General features: G+C 61.5%; 22 protein-coding genes and 2 tRNA genes. 8 read left to right on the forward strand and 16 right to left on the reverse strand.

The window, feature by feature from the left end:
• Positions 1-34 precede the first annotated feature (34 nt).
• The 3 genes from LB528_RS00350 to LB528_RS00360 form a co-directional block, all read right to left on the reverse strand.
• Positions 35-544: a hypothetical protein gene (locus tag LB528_RS00350; RefSeq protein ID WP_224713448.1), complete on the reverse strand. Its 510-nt coding sequence runs from the start codon at positions 542-544 to the stop codon at positions 35-37.
• Complete coding sequence (locus LB528_RS00355) at positions 526-993, reverse strand: hypothetical protein (RefSeq protein WP_224511296.1); 468 nt, start codon at positions 991-993, stop codon at positions 526-528. Before LB528_RS00355 ends, LB528_RS00350 begins: the two co-directional genes overlap by 19 nt.
• Before the next feature lie 319 nt (positions 994-1,312).
• Positions 1,313-1,397 (reverse strand) — tRNA-Leu (locus LB528_RS00360).
• Between the two features lie 446 nt (positions 1,398-1,843).
• Here LB528_RS00360 and tig point away from each other — a divergent pair.
• The 4 genes from tig to LB528_RS00380 all read left to right on the forward strand — a co-directional run bounded on the left by tig (position 1,844) and on the right by LB528_RS00380 (position 5,968).
• The gene (gene tig / locus LB528_RS00365) at positions 1,844-3,343 is read left to right on the forward strand and encodes a trigger factor (protein ID WP_224713449.1); all 1,500 of its coding nucleotides are present in this window, start codon (positions 1,844-1,846) and stop codon (positions 3,341-3,343) included.
• 175 nt (positions 3,344-3,518) lie between these two features.
• On the forward strand, positions 3,519-4,046 hold the full coding sequence (locus tag LB528_RS00370) for a hypothetical protein (protein WP_318012251.1): 528 nt from the start codon (positions 3,519-3,521) through the stop codon (positions 4,044-4,046).
• Between the two features lie 231 nt (positions 4,047-4,277).
• Complete coding sequence (locus tag LB528_RS00375) at positions 4,278-4,658, forward strand: c-type cytochrome (protein ID WP_224511304.1); 381 nt, start codon at positions 4,278-4,280, stop codon at positions 4,656-4,658.
• Positions 4,659-5,134: 476 nt separating this feature from the next.
• A complete protein-coding gene (locus tag LB528_RS00380) occupies positions 5,135-5,968 on the forward strand; it encodes a DUF2189 domain-containing protein (protein WP_224511480.1) in 834 nt (277 codons plus the stop codon).
• A 24-nt stretch (positions 5,969-5,992) separates the two neighbouring features.
• Here LB528_RS00380 and LB528_RS00385 read toward each other — a convergent pair whose 3' ends face one another.
• The 8 genes from LB528_RS00385 to map form a co-directional block, all read right to left on the reverse strand.
• Positions 5,993-6,466 (reverse strand): aminoacyl-tRNA deacylase, encoded by a 474-nt coding sequence (locus tag LB528_RS00385; RefSeq protein ID WP_224713450.1) that lies wholly within the window; start codon positions 6,464-6,466, stop codon positions 5,993-5,995.
• A 128-nt stretch (positions 6,467-6,594) separates the two neighbouring features.
• Positions 6,595-6,984, reverse strand: coding sequence for a cytochrome C oxidase subunit IV family protein (locus LB528_RS00390; RefSeq protein ID WP_224713451.1), 390 nt, complete (start codon positions 6,982-6,984; stop codon positions 6,595-6,597).
• Between the two features lie 27 nt (positions 6,985-7,011).
• Complete coding sequence (locus tag LB528_RS00395; protein ID WP_224511310.1) at positions 7,012-7,731, reverse strand: heme-copper oxidase subunit III family protein; 720 nt, start codon at positions 7,729-7,731, stop codon at positions 7,012-7,014.
• 10 nt (positions 7,732-7,741) lie between these two features.
• A complete protein-coding gene (locus LB528_RS00400; protein WP_224511312.1) occupies positions 7,742-8,446 on the reverse strand; it encodes a cytochrome c oxidase subunit 3 in 705 nt (234 codons plus the stop codon).
• Positions 8,443-10,212: a cytochrome c oxidase subunit I gene (ctaD, locus tag LB528_RS00405; protein ID WP_224511314.1), complete on the reverse strand. Its 1,770-nt coding sequence runs from the start codon at positions 10,210-10,212 to the stop codon at positions 8,443-8,445. The genes LB528_RS00400 and ctaD overlap by 4 nt, the downstream gene beginning before the upstream one ends.
• Before the next feature lie 21 nt (positions 10,213-10,233).
• Positions 10,234-11,118, reverse strand: a complete 885-nt coding sequence (locus tag LB528_RS00410) for a cytochrome c oxidase subunit II (RefSeq protein WP_224713452.1) — start codon at positions 11,116-11,118, stop codon at positions 10,234-10,236.
• Between the two features lie 148 nt (positions 11,119-11,266).
• Complete coding sequence (gene radC, locus LB528_RS00415) at positions 11,267-12,028, reverse strand: RadC family protein (protein WP_224511318.1); 762 nt, start codon at positions 12,026-12,028, stop codon at positions 11,267-11,269.
• A 132-nt stretch (positions 12,029-12,160) separates the two neighbouring features.
• Entirely contained in the window at positions 12,161-12,988 is an 828-nt protein-coding gene (map, locus tag LB528_RS00420) for a type I methionyl aminopeptidase (RefSeq protein WP_224511320.1), read from the reverse strand.
• A gap of 411 nt (positions 12,989-13,399) precedes the next feature.
• Here map and LB528_RS00425 point away from each other — a divergent pair, with 411 nt between their 5' ends.
• Positions 13,400-13,705: a DUF982 domain-containing protein gene (locus LB528_RS00425; protein ID WP_224511322.1), complete on the forward strand. Its 306-nt coding sequence runs from the start codon at positions 13,400-13,402 to the stop codon at positions 13,703-13,705.
• A 16-nt stretch (positions 13,706-13,721) separates the two neighbouring features.
• Here LB528_RS00425 and LB528_RS00430 read toward each other — a convergent pair whose 3' ends face one another.
• Complete coding sequence (locus LB528_RS00430; RefSeq protein ID WP_224713453.1) at positions 13,722-14,408, reverse strand: aspartyl/asparaginyl beta-hydroxylase domain-containing protein; 687 nt, start codon at positions 14,406-14,408, stop codon at positions 13,722-13,724.
• Between the two features lie 294 nt (positions 14,409-14,702).
• Between LB528_RS00430 and LB528_RS00435 the strand changes: the two genes are divergently transcribed.
• Positions 14,703-14,996, forward strand: a complete 294-nt coding sequence (locus LB528_RS00435; protein WP_224511326.1) for a hypothetical protein — start codon at positions 14,703-14,705, stop codon at positions 14,994-14,996.
• A gap of 36 nt (positions 14,997-15,032) precedes the next feature.
• Here LB528_RS00435 and LB528_RS00440 read toward each other — a convergent pair whose 3' ends face one another.
• Positions 15,033-15,284, reverse strand: coding sequence for a hypothetical protein (locus tag LB528_RS00440; protein ID WP_224713454.1), 252 nt, complete (start codon positions 15,282-15,284; stop codon positions 15,033-15,035).
• A 459-nt stretch (positions 15,285-15,743) separates the two neighbouring features.
• Between LB528_RS00440 and LB528_RS00445 the strand changes: the two genes are divergently transcribed.
• Positions 15,744-15,917, forward strand: a complete 174-nt coding sequence (locus tag LB528_RS00445; protein ID WP_224713455.1) for a hypothetical protein — start codon at positions 15,744-15,746, stop codon at positions 15,915-15,917.
• 114 nt (positions 15,918-16,031) lie between these two features.
• Here the strand turns inward: LB528_RS00445 and LB528_RS00450 are convergent.
• The 3 genes from LB528_RS00450 to LB528_RS00460 all read right to left on the reverse strand — a co-directional run bounded on the left by LB528_RS00450 (position 16,032) and on the right by LB528_RS00460 (position 19,565).
• A tRNA-Glu gene (locus tag LB528_RS00450) sits at positions 16,032-16,106 on the reverse strand.
• A gap of 140 nt (positions 16,107-16,246) precedes the next feature.
• Positions 16,247-17,404, reverse strand: coding sequence for a YcbK family protein (locus LB528_RS00455; protein WP_224511481.1), 1,158 nt, complete (start codon positions 17,402-17,404; stop codon positions 16,247-16,249).
• Positions 17,405-17,729: 325 nt separating this feature from the next.
• Complete coding sequence (locus tag LB528_RS00460) at positions 17,730-19,565, reverse strand: PHA/PHB synthase family protein (protein ID WP_224713456.1); 1,836 nt, start codon at positions 19,563-19,565, stop codon at positions 17,730-17,732.
• A 97-nt stretch (positions 19,566-19,662) separates the two neighbouring features.
• Here LB528_RS00460 and LB528_RS00465 point away from each other — a divergent pair, with 97 nt between their 5' ends.
• Positions 19,663-20,070 carry a hypothetical protein gene (locus LB528_RS00465; protein WP_224511381.1) on the forward strand — a complete coding sequence of 136 codons (408 nt, stop codon included), beginning with the start codon at positions 19,663-19,665 and terminating at the stop codon, positions 20,068-20,070.
• Positions 20,071-20,074 lie beyond the last annotated feature (4 nt).

A 20,074-nucleotide genomic window follows, 5' to 3' on the forward strand; every position in this document is an offset into this window, starting at 1 on the left:
AGGGGCTTGACGTCAGTGTCCGCGAGTGTCCGCGCTAACGGTGGTCCCGGTTATCGCTGGACACTGTCTCTGCGATAACTTTGGGATAGGGACCGATCGAAATCGTATAGCTAAAGTTTGCTACGCCTTTTTCCTGCTTATTTTTCGAGGGGCTGCGCACAACCCAGTCGTAGACGCCCGAGACCATGCAGCGATCCTTAGTGCAGGTGACCACGATGCTGTCATCGCGGACGCTATATCCGCGTTCAGGCCATCGCCGATAATAGTTCCTCTTGTTGTCAATGATCGACCTCAAGTTCGTCAGCTTGCCATAATAATCGACCTTGGGAGCGTAGGACGCCTGAACTTGGGCAAGAGCGAAATCGTCGTTGTCGCCATGATGCTCGATGAGATCCCTGACGAAGGCGACCGCAATGCTTTCCGGCAGTTGCCTGGCGTCGAGTGCAGGAGCGGACACGGGCGCAGGATTTGGCCTCGTTAACACCTGTGAAATATCTGCCGGCGATTGGTTCGCTGCGGCATTGGTCACATGCAAGTCAGCCATTTCGCTGGCCGATAGATATCTGCCGATAGATATCTTATGTCATGCTTGCCATAGCTCGAAGCCAATTCTATCAGCTTGGGGTCCACTCCCATCTCGACGACATAGGATGTGATTGCAGCCGTTCCGAGCTGGACGCGGGCCTTCGCTTCTTCGGTGGACATCCCGTCAGCCGGTTTGAGAAACGCCCGGTGAATGCCGATGGAGCTTGGTTCGGCAACACGGTGGATGCCACCCAGGAAGGCCAGTGAGCAGGCTGAAGCGCACTGCAATTGGCCAACCTGGAGCGTATCCAACCCTGCTGCGCGGATCATACGTCCCAACCGAATAGCACCGCCGACGTTGCCACCAGGGGAGTTGAATACAATCACCTTGGCCCCGCTGCCCGCAACCGCGCGGCTAAAGCCGTTCAAGGACTCAGTGGCGCTAAACTCACCGGAGACGATGAGCATTGGCCGCTGACCCGGAAGAGAAGCTGGAGTGTACTCCAAAGCCTCAACCTGAGACGCCGCCGCGAGAGCTGACCCCACCGCCAGAACGAGAGAAATTACACGCACAATCTGACAGAGCCCCGACCCGCCTATTGCGAGTAAGAACCTGTTAAAGGGCTATTTCAAGTGCATCGGATGCGCAAAGCGGGATGGTCTCCGAGAGCGTGAGAGCCTTGCTTGCGCCGCCAGGCGATGGCTGCGATCCTTCTTTGCCAAGGCTTGGGAGAGACCCCTATGTCCACTCATCTTCAGAGTGGTCTGCCATCCGAAGAGCGAAGGATGGTGCGGATGAAGGGACTCGAACCCCCACGCCTTTCGGCACTGGAACCTAAATCCAGGGCGTCTACCAATTCCGCCACATCCGCTTTCCCCGGCAATCCCATGTAGCCATCATTCTGTCAATGTCGGGGCTCAAGTCATGTTTATCCGGCTAAAGCGCGTCATGTCGAAAACGGTTCGGGTGACGCGCTTCAGGCCTTGTCTTGATGCATGCCGTTTTCCCAGAAACGCTGCGCACTTTTTGGGCGGCATGCATTGGAGCGAAGATAGTTGAAAATTAGCCTAGCCTGTGACAAAAGGCGTGTCGAATGTGACGGAACGTGAATTTCCGCTTCTGCAAGATGTGAAGAGTTACAGGAAAAACAAAAACTTATTCGCATCCGGCAAGGCGCAGTTCAGGAGAGCTTGAACCGCATCGGCGGTCAAATCGCCGGGTTCCGTACCACAAGCCATTTCCGGCAAGATCATACCGGCAGGCTGTAAACGGCTAAAACCGTTTGGCAGCCTCATTGGTGAAAACAAAGGTTCTAGGATGCAGGTCACCGAAACGCTCAACTCCGGTCTCAAGCGCGAGATCAAGATCACCGTGCCGGCCGGTGATATGGAAGCCAAGCTGATGGCGCGGCTGACCGATGCCCGCGACAAGGTGCGCATCAACGGCTTCCGCCCGGGCAAGGTGCCGGTGCAGCATCTGCGCAAGATGTACGGTAAGTCGTTCATGGCCGAGGTCGTCAACGAGATCCTCAACGACTCGACCCGCTCGATCATCTCGGGGCGCGGTGAAAAGGCCGCCATGCAGCCCGAAGTGATCATGACTGAGGACGAGAAAGAGGCCGAGAAGATCCTGGCCGGCGGCGCCGATTTCGAATTCAGCCTCAACTACGAGGTCATCCCGGCGATCGAGATCAAGGACTTCTCCGATATCAAGGTGACGCGTCAGGTCTACGATGTGCCGGAATCGGAAGTCGAGGACCAGGTCAAGCGCGTCGCCGAATCGGCGCGCAGCTACGAGCCGAAGACCGGCAAGGCCGCCGAGGGCGACCGCGTGAGCATCGACTATGTCGGCAAGATCGACGGCGAGGCGTTCGCCGGCGGCGCCGGCACCGACCAGCTGCTGGTGCTCGGCTCCAAGGAGTTCATCCCGGGCTTCGAGGACCAGTTGATCGGCACGAAGGCCGGCGACGAGAAGCAGATCACCGTCACCTTCCCCGAAAACTACCAGGCGGCGCATCTGGCCGGCAAGGAAGCCACCTTCGACGTCACCGTCAAGGAGGTGTCGGCACCCGGCGAGCTCGAAGTCAATGACGAGACGGCCAAGAATCTCGGCCTGGAATCGCTCGAGCGCCTGCGCGAGATCGTGCGCGGCCAGCTCGAGAACCAGTTCGGCTCGATGACCCGCCAGAAGGTGAAGCGCCAGCTGCTCGACCAGCTCGACGCATCTTACTCCTTCGAGGCGCCCTCCAAGCTCGTCGAGGCCGAGTTCAACAACATCTGGGCTCAGGTCAACCGCGACCTCGAAGCCGCCGGCCGTACCTTCGCGGACGAAGAGACGACGGAAGAAGAGGCGCGCGCCGAATATATGCGCCTTGCCGAGCGCCGCGTGCGCCTTGGCCTGGTGCTTGCCGAGATCGGTGAGAAGGCCGGCGTCACCGTGTCGGACGAGGAACTGCAGCGCGGCTTGTTCGAGCAGGTGCGCCGCTTCCCGGCCAACCAGCAGCAGGAAGCCTTCGAGTACTACCGCAGCAACCCGGAAGCCATCAACGCGCTACGGGCGCCGATTTTCGAGGAGAAGGTCGTCGACTATCTGCTCGGCCAGATTACGGTCAATGACGTCAAGGTCGGCAAGGACGAGCTGATGGCCGACGACGAGGAGGCCGAGACCGCGACCAAGCCGAAGCCGGCCAAGAAGGCCTCCTCGAAGAAGGCCGAAGCCAAGGCAAGTGAGGCAAAGGCCGACGAGGCCGCCTCCGAGGCCGAGGAGCCGAAGAAGAAGGCGGCGCCGAAGAAGAAGGCCGCCAAGGAAGCCGAGTAACAGGTTTCAACAGCGCGATTTGGAAAGGCCGCCTCCGGGCGGCCTTTTTCATTAGGCTACTTCATAGTGGCGGCGCTGCAACACCGACAACATGTCTTGATGATCCGCCGCTGGCGATACCAACCGTTGAACATTATCTGCGTTTCATCGCATTCGCGGGCGTTTGGAGGCATTGGTGAGGCTGGGGTTTATGATGAGAGACGTGGTCGCCGCCGCGGCGCTCTTGTTTGCCGCGGCAAACGGCGTCGCGCGGGCCGAGCCGGATCTTGGCAATTGGAGCGTCGGCGCCGGCGACAATGGCCAGATCACGGCATCGCTGCACGCCAGCAACAAGCTGATCACCGGGGGCGGGGCGCTGGGCTACAGCCCGGTGCTGACCTTGGCTTGCCGGCCCGACGGGGAACCGCGGTGGAGCGAATGGCTCCAACTCAATGATGCCGTCTCCGCCAGCCGCGAGATCACCGTCTCCGTCGTTGTCGATGGCGGCGGCAAATCCGATGAAAGCTGGTCGGTCGGCCCGCGCGGCAGAACGCTGGTCAGGGATGGAGACGACGGCATCAGGCGCCTGGCTTCGGCGAACCGGCTGACGCTGTCATGGCGCTTCGGCCTGCTGTCGGGGCGCGGCGAGGCCGATTTCGAGCTCGCCGGTCTCTCCGAGGCGATCGGCCAGATTGCGGTGAGTTGCAGAACCGATCCGCCCTGATCGCTGTCATTCAGAACAGGCTCCCACCGGGTTTGCCCTTTTTGGCAGCTACTACTCGGCGAGTGGCCTAAACCTTCTCAAGAGCTGGCTTTTTTTGCCCATTGGTTCGATCTGTGGTATGTAGATGCCGCAATTCCACTGAAGAGACGCGGACGCCTACCGTGCAGGGTACGCCAGCGGACCGGCGTGGTGCGGGTCGTCCGACACAAACGACGATCGGGAGGAAGTGCCATGCGCGCAACCGCGCTTTTCATTGTCTTGTCCGCTACGACCTTCTTTGCAAGCCCGTCGCAGGCGCAGGACGCCGCCGCAGGCGAGAAGGTCTTCACCAAGTGCAAGGTTTGCCACGTTGCCGACCAGGACCAGAATAAGGTCGGCCCGTCTCTGCACGGCGTCATCGGGCGCACCGCGGGCACGCATCCCGGTTTCACCTATTCCACGGCCATGATCGAGGCCGGAAAATCCGGCATCAAATGGGACGAGCCTACGCTGACAAAATATCTTCACGACCCCAAGGCGATGGTCAAAGGGACGAAGATGGCGTTTCCAGGCCTCAAGAGCGACCAGGACATAGCCAACGTCATCGCCTACCTGAAGCAGTTTTCCAAGTAAGCAGCCCCTTCCGGCCTGGTCGGTGGTCGCCGGATTCGCCCGACCCAAGGCGGCCGGCAATTGCGCTGCTGAAATGTTGCGCCCGCGCCGTCAAGCCGGCAGCGCAAAGAATCCCAACGCCAGCAGAATAATTATGCCAAGGCCGAGTATGAGAAGCGTCCGCGTGTCCATGACGTTCGCCTTCGACCGGGCGCATGACCCCGAAAATCGGGATCAAGCGCCAATCACGGTGATCCAGCGCCCTTGTGCGCCCCGAAAAAGGCGCGCCGCGCTGTACAAGAATACCGCAAAAAAGCCTCTGGAACCAGCGTACAGCCTTGGCCGGCCACCGCACCCGTTCAAACGAAAAGACGACAAACCGGGCGCGAAGGAGTATGTTGGCTGCCGGTGCAGGTCGCGGTTTGCGTGGCCAGCCATGCAAAGCGGTAGCACCGTGAAATCCGCGACCCTGCCGGGCCTTGTCTGGAGGATTGGTCATGGCAAGCTTTCACGTGATTGCGGGGGCCAGCGAGACGCTGGAGCATACCAGAGTCAGAAAGATCGGCATTTCCGACCTTTTCGATGCGCTCAGGCGCGGTATCGACGACTTCATGGTCAAACCCTCGCACATCGTCTTTTTGTGCATGATCTATCCGCTCGTCGGCGTGGTGCTTGCCACCTGGACGTCGGGGGCGAACGCGCTGCCGCTGCTGTTTCCGCTCGTGTCCGGATTTGCGCTGATCGGTCCATTCGCGGCGATCGGCCTCTATGAGATTAGCCGCAGACGGGAAGCTGGGCTCGATGCATCCTGGAGCCATGCCTTCGAGGTCAGGAACTCCCCGGCACTGCCGGCTATCGCTGCGGTCGGGATCATGCTGTTTGCGATCTTCATCGCGTGGCTTTTGACCGCCAAGCTCTTCTATGAGTACCTGTTCGGTCCCGAGCCGCCGGCATCGCTGTCCAGCTTCATAGCAGAAATATTCGCCACCGGACGCGGCTGGACTTTGATCGTGCTGGGTCACGCCATCGGATTCCTATTCGCCGTGGTCGTGTTGTGCACCACCGTGGTCGCGTTCCCGCTGCTGCTTGATCGCGATGTCGGCGCCTATGAAGCCATCCACACTTCGGTGCGCGTGGTCCTGGCCAACCCCATTGTGATGGCCGTCTGGGGACTTATCGTCGCCATTGGGCTGATTATCGGATCTTTGCTTATTTTTGCAGGACTGGCGGTCGTGCTGCCGATCCTCGGCCACTCCACCTGGCATGTTTACCGCAAGGTCGTAGAGCCGGCGGGCGCCCCAGACCGTCGAAGTAATCAGGCCCTGTCGTGACGCAGCGGCGGGAGTGTCGGTGCGTCAGAAGGCCGGATAGCTGAACCGCGCCTGGCGCGCGTCCGTTGTCAGGCTGCGGAAATCGTTGCCGCTGACATGCACAAGCGTCTTGTGGTCGCCGCCCTCGAAATAGATATCGGCGGCATCGCGCAGGCTTTCGTCCAGAATGACCGGCACATCATAAGCCGCGCCGATCGGCGGTATGGCGCCGATATCGCAATCGTCAAAGAGCGACACCACTTCGTCTTCGGAAGCGAGGCCGAGGCGTTTGTCCATGACGTCCTGCAGCTTGCCGAGTTCGATCCTGTGGGTGCTTGGGACCACGGCCAGTGCATAACCGAGTTCGTGATGCACGACCACGGATTTCGCCATGATGCTGCCGGGCACATGCGCGGCAATGGCGGCCTGCCTGCTCGTGGCAGTTCGATGATGCCCGACGGTATCGTAGCGGGTGCCCTTGCCGTCAATAAAGTCTCTCAGTCTGTTTGCTATCGTCATTGTCCGCGTCCTTTGCTTGAGTTCACGGCGTGTACGCCAAACCAAAAATGGGCCGGCGGCCTGTTGTTCAAGGCATCGGAGCCGGCCTTCCCCGGCTGCTCATGCTGCGGCTGGACCCTTATCGGGTGTCAGGGGCCAGGCCCGAAAAACGCGATACGGGTCAGCAGCGTATAGTCGGCCTCGAGGACCATCATCGCCACGAAAACGAGCACCAATATCGGCGGCAGGATGATTGCATACATCATCGCCAGCCGCTCCCAGGCCATGTGCATGAAGACGGCGACGATCAGTCCTGCCTTGAGCATCATGAAGATCAGGATCAGCGACCACCTGAGGTAGCCGTGCAGGCCGAAATAGTCGACCAGATAGGAGCAGGTGCTGAGAATGAACAGCCACGCCCAGACCACCAGATAAAGCTTGATCGGGTGCTCCTGATGCGTCTCCGCCTTGGCGACGATCGCTGCGTCATGGGGATGCAGCGCGTGTTGTCCGAGACTGTTTGCGGTTGCTTCAGCCATGTCTGCCTCTCAACAAAGCCTGCCTTCTCACCAAAGATAGAAGAAGGCGAAAATGAACACCCAGACCAGGTCGACGAAGTGCCAGTAGAGTCCCATGATCTCGACATTCTCGTAGCGGCCGCGGCGGCTGGTGAAAAAACCGGGCCGTCCGACGTCGAAATCGCCGCGCCAGACTTTTCGCGCCACGATGATCAGGAAGATGACCCCAATCGTGACGTGTGTGCCGTGGAAGCCGGTGATCATGAAGAAGCATGAGCCGAATTGCGCGGCTCCCCAGGGGTTGCCCCAGGGCCGGACCCCTTCGGTGATCAGCTTGGTCCATTCGAAGGCCTGCATGCCGACGAAGGTCGCGCCGAGCGCGGCGGTCAAAAGCATCAGGATCGCGGTTTTGCGACGATCGCGGCGATAGCCGAAATTGACCGCCATGGCCATGGTTCCGCTGCTCGAGATGAGAACGAATGTCATGATGGCGATCAGGATCAGCGGGATCTCCGAGCCGCCGATGCGCAAGGCGAAGACCTCGCTTGGATTCGGCCACGGCACGCGCGTGGAGATCCGCGCCGTCATATAGGAAAGCAGGAAGCAACCGAAAATGAAGGTGTCGCTAAGCAGGAAGATCCACATCATGGCCTTGCCCCAGGACACGTTCTTGAACGCGCGCTGATCCGAGGCCCAGTCGGCAGCGATCCCGCGCCAGCCGGGGGGACGATCCAACTGGCTGGTATGCGTCAATGTGGTCTCGGCCATCGCCAGTCTCCTAGGTCAGCAGCCTTTGGCAAATGCTCACGAACGTCGCCGCCCAACCGGCCAGGACGGCGAAGATGCACAGCCAGACAAAAAGCAGGAAATGCCAATACATGGCGCAGAGCTCGACGCTGAGGCGCAGCCGCTCCCGCTGCGTTCCGTTCCAGGCGCCGGCGCTCGTCCTGCCAAGGCCGACCAGCCCGCCCAGTATGTGCAGGCCATGCATCGCCGTGATCAGATAGAAAAAGCTGTTGGCCGGGTTGGAGGCCAGCAGGTAGCCGTCCTCCGTCAGCTGCCGCCAAGCAATCAACTGGCCGGCGAGGAAGGCGAGGGCGGTCAATCCCGCCGTTGCAAGACCGAGCCTTACCGTGTCCACCTGGCCTCTGCGCGCGGCGACCACGGCACATTGCAGCGCGACACTGCTCAGCGCCAGCACCCCCGTGTTGAGCCAAAGCAGGCGCGGCAATGGCAGAGGTTGCCAGTCCGACAGGCCCATGCGCATGAAATAGGCGCTGGTGAACAGCGAGAACAGGCAGCCGACGACGGCGAGGAAGACGCCGAGGCCGATCTTGGCGGTGGGCAGGGACGACCGGTCGAAGCCGACGAAGTCCCCGGCCACGCCTTGCTCCAGCCACGGCTTCGCTGTCAATCGCTGGTGCGAAAGCCACCAACCGGCAAAGCCGGCGATCACCAACAGGAAGACCAGGATGACGCTCATGCCGGCTCCCTGGAGGGGCCGAAGGTGCCCGGCACGTTCTGCGGGATGAAGTCTTCCTTGGCGCCCGGCACGCTGTAGTCGTAAGCCCACCGATAGACGATCGGCAGGTCCTTGCCGAAATTGCCGTGTGCCGGCGGCGTCTCAGGCGTTTGCCATTCGAGCGTCGTTGCCCGCCACGGATTGCCGCCGGCCTCGCGGCCATGGCGGATGCTCCAGATCAGGTTGAACAGGAACACCATCTGGGCGAAGCCGACGATGAAGGCCATGATGCTGATGAACGAGTTCAGATGGTGGGCCGATTCCGTCATGATATTCATGTCGGTCAGTTCGGCGTAACGCCGCGGAACGCCCATCAGGCCGAGATAGTGCATGGGGAAGAAGATCAGATAAGCGCCGAGGAAGGTTACCCAGAAATGGAAGCGGCCGAGTGTCTCGTTGAGCATCCGTCCGGTGACCTTCGGATACCAGTGGTAGATCGCGCCGAAGATCACCAGGATCGGCGCGACGCCCATGACCATGTGGAAATGTGCGACGACGAACATCGTGTCCGACAGCGGCACGTCGACGACGACGTTGCCGAGGAACAAGCCCGTCAGGCCGCCATTGACGAAGGTGACGATGAAAGCGAGCGCGAACAGCATCGGTATGGTGAGGTGGATGTCGCCGCGCCACAACGTCAGAACCCAATTATAGACCTTGATCGCGGTCGGCACCGCAATGATCAACGTCGTGGTGGCAAAGAAGAAGCCGAAATACGGATTCATGCCGCTGACATACATGTGGTGCGCCCAGACCACGAAGCTCAGCGCGCCGATGGCGATGATGGCCCAGACCATCATGCGATAGCCGAAGATGTTCTTGCGCGCATGTGTGCTGATCAGATCGGACACGATGCCGAAGGCCGGCAGCGCCACGATGTAGACTTCCGGGTGGCCGAAGAACCAGAACAGATGCTGGAACAGGATCGGGCTGCCGCCATTGTGCTGCAGTTGCTCGCCCATCTCGACGATTGCCGGCATGAAGAAGGAAGTGCCCAGCAGACGGTCGAGCAGCATCATCACACAAGCAACGAACAGTGCCGGGAAGGCCAGAAGCGCCATGACCGTGGCGGTGAAGATGCCCCAGACGGTGAGCGGCAGGCGCATCAAGGTCATGCCGCGCGTGCGGCCTTGCAGCACCGTCACCACATAGTTCAGGCCACCCATGGTAAAGCCGATGATGAACAGGATGAGCGAAGAGAGCATCAGGATGATGCCCCAGTCCTGGCCACCCGGCGTGCCGCTCGTGATCGCCTGCGGCGGGTAAAGCGTCCAGCCCGCGCCCGTCGGCCCGCCCGGCGCAAAGAAGCTCGACACCAGGACCAGCACGGCGAGCAGATAGACCCAATAGCTCAGCATGTTGACATAGGGAAAGACCATGTCGCGGGCGCCGACCATCAGCGGAATGAGGTAATTGCCGAAGCCGCCAAGGAAGAGCGCGGTGAGCAAATAGATCACCATGATCATGCCGTGCATGGTGATGAACTGATAGTAGGCCTCCGGCGTGATGAAATCGAACGTGCCGGGGAAGCCGAGCTGCAGGCGCATCAGCCAGGACAGCATCAGCGCGACGAGGCCGATAGCCGTCGCCGTCGCCGAATACTGGACTGCTATGACCTTGGCGTCCTGTGAGAAGACGTATTTCGTCCACCAGCTGTGCGGATGGTAGAGCTCCATCTCCGCGACTTCGGCGGGTGGAACGGCATCTGCGGGTGTGACGTCGACCATGGGAGCACCTCCGTGCCCTGTTCAGCGGGCCTCGAGTTTTTCGAGTTTTGCCGCGACGTCCAAGCTGGACGCCATCGTCTTTTCCGACGGTTGGTTCGCCGAGCCCGTTTGCTTGGGCGCGGACAATTGCGCAAAGGTCTGTTGCTGGCCAAGCCACGCCAGGTAGTCCTGCTCGGTGTCGACCATCACCACGCCATGCATCAGCGGATGTCCCTGGCCGCACAGCTCGGCGCACAGAACCTGGAAGGTTCCGGTCCGCGTTGGCGTGAACCAGAAATACGTGACCGATCCCGGGATCATATCCATCTTGGCGCGGAATTCCGGGATGTAGAAATCGTGCAGCACGTCGATCGAGCGCAACAGCACCTTGACCGGCTTGCCGACCGGCAGGTGCAGGTCCGCCGCCTCGACCACGATATCATCCTGGCCGTTCGGGTCGCCGGGTATGATGCCGAGCGGGTTTTCAGCCGAGACGATGCGGGTGTCGGAGGTGCCGAGCTTGCCGTCCTTGCCGGGCAGGCGGAAGCTCCATTGCCATTGCTGGCCGATAACCTCGATATCGGCGGCATCGCTGGGAACGTTGACGAAGCGGCTCCAGACGAAGAGGCCGGGAACCAGCAAGGCGGTGACACCGGCCGCCGTTGCGATCATCAGCCACGATTCGAGTCGCTTGTTCTCCGGTTCATATGCCGCGCGATTGCCTTCCCGATGCCGGAAGCGGAAGACGCAATAAGCCATAAAGAGCACGACAGCGGCAAAGACGATGCCGGTGATCCAAAAGCTGATGATGATGGTGTTGTCGATATAGTCCCAGTTCGAGGCGATCGGCGTCCACCACCATGGGCTCAGGAGGTGGAACAGCACCGAGCCCACAACGATCAAAACGAGTACAAGCACAATGGCCATGTCCCGTCCTCCCGGTATTTCACCGGTGCGCGAAGCATCCTAGGAAAATACCAAGTCCCATCATGCTTGATTTCCTGCTGAAATTCCAGAGCCGACTATCTGATGAGGAGACGATGTCCCGGCCAGCTCGAAATGCCGGGCAAACGCCTCAAATCAGCAGCAGGCCCTTCATCGAGGCATTGCCCTTGCGGCCGATGATGATGTGGTCGTGCACGGCAATGCCGAGTGGCTTGGCGGTATCGATGATCTGCTTGGTCATCTCGATGTCCGCGCGGGACGGCGTCGGGTCCCCGGAAGGGTGGTTATGCACCAGAATGACGGCGCTGGCTGAGAGTTCGAGCGCGCGCTTCACCACCTCGCGCGGATAGACTGGCGTGTGGTCGACGGTGCCGGTCTGCTGCACCTCGTCGGCGATCAGCCCGTTCTTCTTGTCGAGGAACAGGATGCGGAACTGCTCGCGGGCCTCGAAGGCCATGGCCGAACGGCAATAGTCGAGCAGTTGTGTCCAGTTGGATAGGACTTCGCGGCCGCGCACCTCGCCGCGCGCCATCCGCTGCGCCGTCGCGGCGACGACCTTCAGGTCGGTCGCGACATTCGGCCCGATGCCTTTGACTTCTTCAAGCAGCGATGCCGGCGCGCCGAGCACTTCCGCCAGCGAGCCGAAGCGGGCGATGAGCGCCTTGGCGATGGGCTTGGTGTCGACGCGCGGGATCAGCCGGAACAGAAGCAACTCGAGCAGTTCATAGTCGGGCAGGGCGTCCGGGCCGCCGGCGGCAAAGCGTTCGCGCAGGCGGTCGCGATGGCCGTGATAATGGGGCTTTTCTGCTGCCGCGGTCTTTTTCAGTGCCGCCTTTGGCGGCTCGACCCAGCCTTCGGAAAAGAACGCCCGCTCGTCCTCGACTTTGCCCATACTCGCCCGCTCCCCCTCAGGCTTTGGTTGAACCTAAAGCAATTCCAGGAAAAGTGTGAAGCGGTTTCCGTTCGGAATTGCGTTAAACAAGAGCGTGGAGCGACCATCGTTTCCAGGAAACGATGGGCCGCTCTACCCCGGCAGGCCAGGGCGGTCGAGCTTTTTCGGCGACAGCGTGAAGATCTCGCAGCCGGTGTCGGTGACGCCGACCGTGTGCTCGTACTGCGCCGACAGCGAGCGGTCGCGCGTGACCGCCGTCCAGCCGTCCGACAGCACTTTCACATGCGGCCTGCCGAGATTGATCATCGGCTCGACGGTGAAGATCATGCCAGGCCGCATCTCGACGCCTTCATTGACGGTGCCGTAATGCAGGATGTTCGGCGCGTCGTGGAAAAGCTGGCCGACGCCGTGGCCGCAGAAGTCGCGCACCACCGAGCAGCGCTCGGCCTCGGCATAGGTCTGGATCGCGGCGCCGATGGCGCCGGTGCGGGCCCCGGGCTTGATCGCGGCGATGCCGCGCATCAGGCACTCGTAAGTCACCTCAAGCAGGCGCTCGGCGGCGCGCTTGATCGTGCCCACCGGATACATGCGCGAGGAATCGCCATGCCAGCCGTCGAGGATATAGGTGACGTCAATGTTGACGATGTCGCCTTCCTTCAGCGGCTTGTTGTCGGGAATGCCATGGCAGACGACGTGGTTGATCGAGGTGCAGGACGATTTGGTGTAGCCGCGATAATTGAGCGTCGCCGGCAGCGCGCCGTGGTCCATGCCGAATTCGAAGACGAAGCGGTCGATCGCTTCCGTCGTTACGCCGGGCTTCACCATCGGGACAAGCTCGTCGAGGCAGCGCGCGGTGAGATCGCAAGCCTTACGCATGCCGGCAAAGCCTTCCTCGCCGTAAAGGCGGATCTGGCCGGTGTTTCGAAGGGGCGCGGTGGAGGCGTCGAGATAGGTAACCATTCTTGTCCGTTTGCCGGGTGGGCTCCCAGGAGCCGAATGCGAAAATTTGCCTCAGATTTGGCACCGGAAGCCGCAAGGTTCAAGGACGAAGTGCGATTGCGGCCTCCGTGGCGGCTATCCTCCGGCCATTCCATGCGTTCGGTCGGTCCTGATGTTCGGAGAAGGAACAGCGGCGGTCGTGCTCGCCGCCATCTTCGCGCTGCCGTCCGCCTATCTGCTGATGTTGGTATCCGCTTGGCCTATGACGCGGGGACGGACCCGCCAACCAGCAGCGGCAAGGGGCCGATCTGCCGCACCGGCGAGCCGATTCTTCATCGAACTGAGGTCACATTTGCGAGTCAGAAGCCACCAAAAGCAACTTTTCAGAACGAACGGCGTTGCTCCGGCTACGCCAGTTTGGGGAGACAGGGAATGGACAGACTGCAATTCGAGGTGCCGGTGCGCATCACGCCCGCGCCTGGCCTGCCGGTCGAGGAAATCTACAGCGTCGAGCAGGCGCTCGATTTCCTGCAGGATTGGCCGAAGCGCCGGCAGGGCAAGATCTACGAAGCCGCGTTCAATGCCTGTTTCGGGGCAACGGTTGACGTGGCCAGCACCGAGGAAGCCTGCCGCGCGTTCGCAGCCTTCTGCCGCGTCAGCGGATTGCTGGCGAAGGACGCGATGTTCCCTGGCAAGCGTGGCAGCGGGGCAGGAACGTATCGCGAGACGCGCGCTTAAAGCGCGATCGCAGTTTTCAGCCGCCGAACGACACGCCCCGATAGCGCATTCCCACCTGCACGCCGCGCACGATCACGCGCGACAGGATTTCCATATCCAGCGGCATTTGCGGACGCCACACGTCGAGCAGGAGAGCGACGCGGGGTTGATCCGAGTTGTTCATGACCTCGTGCTCGAATGTGTCGTCCCAAAGCATGCATTCGCCGTCGGCGATGCGCCTTTCCTCGTGATTGATCATCATGATCGTTGCCGGACGGCCGTCCGGCTGTTTGGGGATGACCAGGCCGAGATGGAACCGCATGATGCCGCGAAAGGGTCCGCGGTGCGGCGGGATGTGCTTGCGCGGGGCGAGGAACGAGACGGCCGCCGATTTGACCTCGGGGCACTCCGAAAGCAGCCGGCTCAGCACCGGCATGCGCGCGAGGTTCTCCGGGATGGTCATGTCATAGGCCTTGAGCACGAACATGCGCCAGTCGAGACCGTCATTGGCCGAGATATCGACCTGCTCCGGCATGATGTCGTGGAAGCGCGGCGCCTTGTTCAGCTTCGCCGCCAGCGCCTCGTCGCGGATATCTTGCCAGGCGGCGGTGAACTTCGCGGCGTTGGGAAAATGTGTGCCGGCGTCAAGAATGGCCGGTGCATCTATGCGCTTTTCATAGATACGGCGGACCAGATTGGTTCCGAGATCGTAGGCGCCTGGCATCTCATTACCTCAACGACGCTGTTATATAGTGGGATATTGCTTGCGGCCATCGCTCACGGAGATTTGTACCGGTCGTCAACAGGCGGATAGACATAGTGCGCCCAGTCCAATGGGTGTTCGTCTCACTGCCCTTCGATGTCCGGCGCGGCACTGGGCGGCGATTGCCCTCGACTCGTCATGGATGTCTTAGTGTACCGATGATGGCCTCGCTCGCTGCATCGTGATAGCGCGAGCGTTGCGGAACGGCGTCGCCGGATGCGAATTTGCCGATCCGATGTTTGCCAGGATGACACCATGCGCATAGGCAAGATTGCGTTCTGCGCGGCGGCGATGGCCGTTGCTGCCACACATTTCGCCGACGCTCGGCCCGACACGCGCAAGATGACGTGCGCGCAGACCCAGGCGCTGATCGAGAGCCAACATGCGACGGTGCTGAGCACCGGACCGAGCACCTATGATCGTTATGTCCGCCAATTCGGCAACGAGTGCGATGCTCCTTACGTGCCGATGGTCGACTATGTCCCGGCCAGCGATGGCCGGTGCATGGTTTATCGGTGCGAGGAGCCGGCGCCAATGGTTCCGGATTGATCGGCGCTTGCCGCGCCGCAACGCATCCGCTGCCTGTCACTTGACCTTCTTGATCTCCGGGCCCGCCGGCTGGTCGGTCGCTGGAGCCGGCGTGCAATCCTGCCCCTTGCACTCCAGGGCGGGATCGTCCTTCGGCGGCAGGCAATTCTGTCCCTCACAGTGAACGGGCGGCTGCTGTTGCGCTGCGCCGCCGTTTGACTGGGCGGGCTGATCCTCGGCGAGGGCGGGCTGCAGAGCGGCCAGGGCGGTCGCGACCGCGCATAAGAGAGCTGTCCGAAGCAGGTTCATCCGCGCCTCCATGAGGAGGCAGAACTCTACACCGAAATGGCAAAGTCGTTGAGCACCGATTTGAAGGTGCCAATGTCTTGGCCAAGCAAAGGAGCCCTCACGGCGACCTCTACTGCGGTGATATCGATCACGTTACGGGTTTCGTCCCGGTGCGGGTGGGCAACTTTCGCGGAGGAGGCAGCTGAACTGCTGATAAGTTGTCTTTGGACAGTCGAGGGCTCGCTGGCGCTGGCGGCGGGCTATTCTTTGTGCGGAACAATATACCTGACGGAGCTGCCGCCGTGCGTAACCGTAACTGTCGTATAGCCGGCAGGCAGGGAGCCTGTAACAACCGAATCGACGACCTGGCACCGCCCGATCATTCTTCCGTTGGGAGCGCCCGCGAGTTCAGCTGCCAACGAGGTACGGCATTCGTTGAGGGAGGCGAACACCCGAGGCGCCGTCTTCAACGGTTTGCAGATGGACGCATCGCCTGGGCTGCACGAAAGCAAAACCATCACTGCCGCAGTTGCCTGGTCCATCGCCAAAGTTCCTTTGTGGAGCTTTCAACGCGGGCGAAATCGCTTTGTTTCAGATTTTGCTAAAATATGGGGGGAGCATGCCTACCGGATCAACTCGGCGATCGAATTTTGACGGACCGGTCTTTGTCACTGTCGCCCCCGCGATCAGTTCCTTGGCGTCGGTTCGGAAATCTATTGGCCAGAAATGGACAGGTTTGGCAAGAAGCGAGCTAAGTGCTTGAAAGACTGGTACGCCCAAGGGGAATCGAACCCCTGTTACCGCCGTGAAAGGGCGGTGTCCTAACCGCTAGACGATGGGCGCGCTCAGACGAAGCGGCTTATAATTGCGTTGTTGGCAACCGGCAACCCATTCGCAGCCACATGCGACAACTTTTTTCACAACGCTGTTAAACACTTGGGTTTGACGAAAAAACGCTTGGGCGGACGAAAGGGCAGGCGGGCTCAGCCGTCCTCGCCACCGCCGCTGCGGCGACGGCAGCGCCAGTTCCAGTCTCGCTCGGGGCCGACGTCGATATGGACGGATTCGGTGTGACAATAGGTGCCGACGCCGCCGCGACCGGGCATCGAGCGGACATAGTTCGCCAACTCCCACTTCGACACGCCAGGCACCTGGATGTCGGCGGCGGCGCAGTACATGTGCAACGAGTTCTTGGCGCCGTTGGCGCGGCGGTTGCGCGAGGGATCGCGGTAGCCGGAGGTGACGACCATCTTGCGGCCGAAATGCCCCTCGATCGTCTTCAGCACCCGCACCAGCGACGGTTTCAGGCAGGCGACGTCGACGCTTTCGTTCTGTTTCAGAAGGCCGTTGGGCGCGAGCCTGGCCATGCCGGCGGCCGACGCCACTTGGTACGAGCCGCCCTCATCCTCGTTGAGGTCGACGTCGCTCTCGTCGTCGATGCCGGACTTGCGCTTGATCTCGAACAGCGCGGTCTGACGCACGCCGGGCAGGGCATCGGCGCCGGTGATGTGATTGGCCGGATTGTCGATCGACGCGAGCTGCACCGGCTTGTCGCCCGATGTCGCGGAGGCCAGCGTCACGATCGGCTTGGCTGGCGGCGGCGTGGTCTTGGCCTGCGCGGCGGACTGCTCGCCCGAACGCGCATTGTTGATCAGGGGAGCGGGCGCTGCCGAAGCCGGCGTGGTGCTGAACAACGAGGCGAACAGGCTCTTCTTCGGCGCGGCGATCTGCGGCTGCGCGGGCTCGCCCGCGGTTACATAGACGCCGTTGCTCATGGCTTGAGTGGTCGCCTGCGCCTTCGAGGCAATGGCGGCGGCATCGCCGGCGGCGACCTGCTGGGCGACGGTTTGCGTCTGTTCCGCCGTTTGCGCCTGCTGAACCAGCGGTTGCGGCGTGCTGCCGGCAATCGCAGCGGAGTCCGCCGGCACGGCGACGGCCGGGAAGGCGGCTTGCGGCCGCGTCTCCGGCACATAGGCGACCTTCTCGGGCAAAGGCGTATCGCCCTCGCTCATCACGGTCGATGCCGCTTCGGCCGGCGCGGACGCCTGCAGCGACGAATCGGCCGCGGTCGCAGTCTTGGCGCCGGATGTCGCGCTCATTTCAGTGGCGGTTGAATTGTAAGCGGGCGAAACCACCGACATCGTCGGGTCGCCGGTCGAGGTGCAGGAGGCCAGAAGCACGGAGAAAAGCGCTGCCGCGATGCTGCGGCTTTCCCCTCGTGCGAGACGCCAACCTGCTGATTTCAAAATAAATTCCCCCTTGGTATCCGGTCGGTTCGTCATCGCCGCGCCACTCCAGCACCGCGCCGCGATAACCCTCCTGTTCCCAACCGGAACGGGATATGTGTCGAATCTGCAAGCCTCGGAATTAATCTGAATCGGAAGGTGATTTGAGGCCGCCGAACGATTGACGCCACCATTTCGCCCTGTTTTGGCGGCCCGTCAACTCACCAGACATTACAGTCCGTTACACGCGCACCTTGACATAGGTGCCCGGCGCATCTCCCAAGGTTTTCATACGCTTGCCGGGTTTACGGGCGGGTACGCGGATGTTGTCCTGGTTCTCGATCCAGTGCTGCCAGTGCGTCCACCAGGAGCCTTGATGCTCGTGCGCGGCGGCAAGCCACGCGTTGAAATCGCCCACCGGCTTGCCGCCGGTCCAGTACTGGTATTTCTTGGCCGCCGGCGGGTTGACCACGCCGGCGATGTGGCCGGAACCCGCCATCACATATTCGACGTCGCCGCCGAAAAACTGCGATCCCCGGAACACCGAAAGCGCCGGCGCGATGTGGTCTTCTTTCGTCGCCAGGTTGTAAACCGGGATGGTGATGTCGGCCAGCGAGACGGTGCGGCCGGCAAGTTCCATCGTGCCGCGCGAAAGATTGTTCTCCAGATAGCAGTTGCGCAGGTAGAAGGAATGGTTGGCCGCCGCCATGCGCGTGGAATCGGCATTCCAGTAAAGCAGGTCGAAGGGCAGGGGCTCCTTGCCGCGCATGTAGTTGTTGATGACATAGGGCCAGATCAGGTCGCCCGAGCGCAGCATGTTGAAGGCGGTCGCCATCTTGGTGCCTTCAAGATAGCCCTTCTCACTCATCGCGCGCTCGACGGCGGCAACCTGATCCTCGTCGACGAAGACCTTGAGGTCGCCCGCATAGGTGAAGTCGACCTGAGTGGTGAAGAAGGTAGCCGATTTGATGCGGTCGTCGCCTTCCTGCGCCAACAGCGCCAGCGCGGCAGCCAGGAGCGTGCCGCCGACGCAGTAGCCGATGGCGTTGACCTCTTTTTCCCCAGTGGCCTTCTCCACCATATCCAGGCCGAATTGCAGGCCTTCGCGGATATAGGCCTCCCAGCCCTTGGCGCCGTGGCGCTCGTCGGGATTGATCCAGGAAATGACGAAGACCGTGTGGCCTTGCTCGATCGCCCAGCGGATGAAGGACTTCTGCGGGTTGAGGTCGAGGATGTAGAACTTGTTGATCCATGGCGGACAGATCAGCAGCGGCCGCTTCAGCACCGTCTCCGTCACCGGATCATATTGGATGATCTCGGCGACATCGCTGCGGCCGATGACCTTGCCGGGCGTGGTGGCTATGTTCTTGCCGATTTCGAAAGGCGTGTAGTCGGCCTGGCGCAGCTTCAGGTCGCCGCGACCGGCGGCGATGTCCTCGGCCAGCATCTTCATGCCGCGCACCAGATTTTCGCCGTTTGAGGCGACCGTTTCGCGAAACAGCTCCGGATTGGTCAGGATGAAGTTCGAGGGCGCGATCGCGTTCGACACCTGCTTGACATAGAAGCTCGCCTTATGGCGGGTGTGCTCGTCCAGGCCCTCGGCATGCTCGACGAGCTCGTTCGCCCAGCGCGAGGTGACGAGATAGGCCTGCTTCAAGAAGTCGAAAAAGGCGTTGCGGCCCCATTCCGGATCCTGGAAGCGCTTGTCGCCACGCTCCGGCTGAACCGCATCTTGGGGCGCCTCGGCGTTGGGATTGACCTTCTGGATGGCGTTCGCCCAGACCGTCATGTAGCCGGCAAAGAGCCGCGTCTGCGCTTCGAGCGCGCGCTGCGGGTCGCCCAGCCAGTACTCCGACAGCTTGGAGAAGGTCTTGACCATGTCGACAACCGGTTCGGCGACATGGTCGCGCACCTCGCCCTTCTCGCGCGGTTCGGTCCAGGCGGAGGCCGCCTTGCCGGCCTGCTCGATCATGCGCGCCATGTTCAAGGCGAAACGCTCGGGGTCCTTCACCAGATATTGCTCGATGGCCGAAGGTCCGCCATTTTCCACTTTGTCCGAATCGGGAGCTTTGGACATGGTGCGCGGGGTTCCTCCCGGAGCGTTTTCTTGACATATTACCATGGGACATCTGACCGGGTCCAATTCGCTGTAACCCGGCTGCCAGGAAAACAATATGACGATTAATGTTGGCGGGACCTTTTTTCTCAGGCCGGGTTCGATTTGCCGCTTGGCGATGGTGGCGGGGTTGGTAAGCGCGCTGTTGCCCGCCGGCGGCTGCACCAGTACCAGCCCGAACAATACGGCGCCTACGGCGCTGACTGAAGGCCCGAAGGACACCGGGTCCTACCCCAACCTCAACATCCCGCCGAAGGTGGCCGCCAAGCAGCTCACCAAGGAGGAGACCGCGGCGAACCTCGCCCGGCTCAAGGCCGAGCAGCAGGCGCAGCTTGCCAAGGGCGGCAGCGTCAAGGCGCCGACGAATTCGGCGGCGCTCAAGACGCTTGCCAAGACGCATGGCGATGACACGCTGAAGCAGATCGAGGGCAAATGCGACCCGACCCTCGACCCTAACTGCAATTAGGTCT

The sequence above is a fragment of the Mesorhizobium sp. CA4 genome, from assembly GCF_020165075.1.
Taxonomy (GTDB): Bacteria; Pseudomonadota; Alphaproteobacteria; order Rhizobiales; family Rhizobiaceae; genus Mesorhizobium.

What these genes read in the sequence shown, in the direction of transcription:
- tig (WP_224713449.1), top strand. Translation starts at nt 1,844, where the DNA reads ATGCAGGTCACCGAAACGCTCAACTCCGGTCTCAAGCGCGAGATCAAG.
- LB528_RS00390 (WP_224713451.1), bottom strand. Translation starts at nt 6,984, where the DNA reads ATGGCTGAAGCAACCGCAAACAGTCTCGGACAACACGCGCTGCATCCC.
- radC (WP_224511318.1), bottom strand. Translation starts at nt 12,028, where the DNA reads ATGGGCAAAGTCGAGGACGAGCGGGCGTTCTTTTCCGAAGGCTGGGTC.
- LB528_RS00355 (WP_224511296.1), bottom strand. Translation starts at nt 993, where the DNA reads ATGCTCATCGTCTCCGGTGAGTTTAGCGCCACTGAGTCCTTGAACGGC.
- LB528_RS00400 (WP_224511312.1), bottom strand. Translation starts at nt 8,446, where the DNA reads ATGAGCGTCATCCTGGTCTTCCTGTTGGTGATCGCCGGCTTTGCCGGT.
- LB528_RS00385 (WP_224713450.1), bottom strand. Translation starts at nt 6,466, where the DNA reads ATGACGATAGCAAACAGACTGAGAGACTTTATTGACGGCAAGGGCACC.
- LB528_RS00460 (WP_224713456.1), bottom strand. Translation starts at nt 19,565, where the DNA reads ATGTCCAAAGCTCCCGATTCGGACAAAGTGGAAAATGGCGGACCTTCG.
- LB528_RS00465 (WP_224511381.1), top strand. Translation starts at nt 19,663, where the DNA reads ATGACGATTAATGTTGGCGGGACCTTTTTTCTCAGGCCGGGTTCGATT.
- LB528_RS00430 (WP_224713453.1), bottom strand. Translation starts at nt 14,408, where the DNA reads ATGCCAGGCGCCTACGATCTCGGAACCAATCTGGTCCGCCGTATCTAT.
- LB528_RS00380 (WP_224511480.1), top strand. Translation starts at nt 5,135, where the DNA reads ATGGCAAGCTTTCACGTGATTGCGGGGGCCAGCGAGACGCTGGAGCAT.
- LB528_RS00455 (WP_224511481.1), bottom strand. Translation starts at nt 17,404, where the DNA reads ATGTCGGTGGTTTCGCCCGCTTACAATTCAACCGCCACTGAAATGAGC.
- LB528_RS00350 (WP_224713448.1), bottom strand. Translation starts at nt 544, where the DNA reads ATGGCTGACTTGCATGTGACCAATGCCGCAGCGAACCAATCGCCGGCA.
- LB528_RS00410 (WP_224713452.1), bottom strand. Translation starts at nt 11,118, where the DNA reads ATGGCCATTGTGCTTGTACTCGTTTTGATCGTTGTGGGCTCGGTGCTG.
- map (WP_224511320.1), bottom strand. Translation starts at nt 12,988, where the DNA reads ATGGTTACCTATCTCGACGCCTCCACCGCGCCCCTTCGAAACACCGGC.
- ctaD (WP_224511314.1), bottom strand. Translation starts at nt 10,212, where the DNA reads ATGGTCGACGTCACACCCGCAGATGCCGTTCCACCCGCCGAAGTCGCG.
- LB528_RS00425 (WP_224511322.1), top strand. Translation starts at nt 13,400, where the DNA reads ATGGACAGACTGCAATTCGAGGTGCCGGTGCGCATCACGCCCGCGCCT.
- LB528_RS00445 (WP_224713455.1), top strand. Translation starts at nt 15,744, where the DNA reads ATGGACGCATCGCCTGGGCTGCACGAAAGCAAAACCATCACTGCCGCA.
- LB528_RS00395 (WP_224511310.1), bottom strand. Translation starts at nt 7,731, where the DNA reads ATGGCCGAGACCACATTGACGCATACCAGCCAGTTGGATCGTCCCCCC.
- LB528_RS00435 (WP_224511326.1), top strand. Translation starts at nt 14,703, where the DNA reads ATGCGCATAGGCAAGATTGCGTTCTGCGCGGCGGCGATGGCCGTTGCT.
- LB528_RS00440 (WP_224713454.1), bottom strand. Translation starts at nt 15,284, where the DNA reads ATGAACCTGCTTCGGACAGCTCTCTTATGCGCGGTCGCGACCGCCCTG.
- LB528_RS00375 (WP_224511304.1), top strand. Translation starts at nt 4,278, where the DNA reads ATGCGCGCAACCGCGCTTTTCATTGTCTTGTCCGCTACGACCTTCTTT.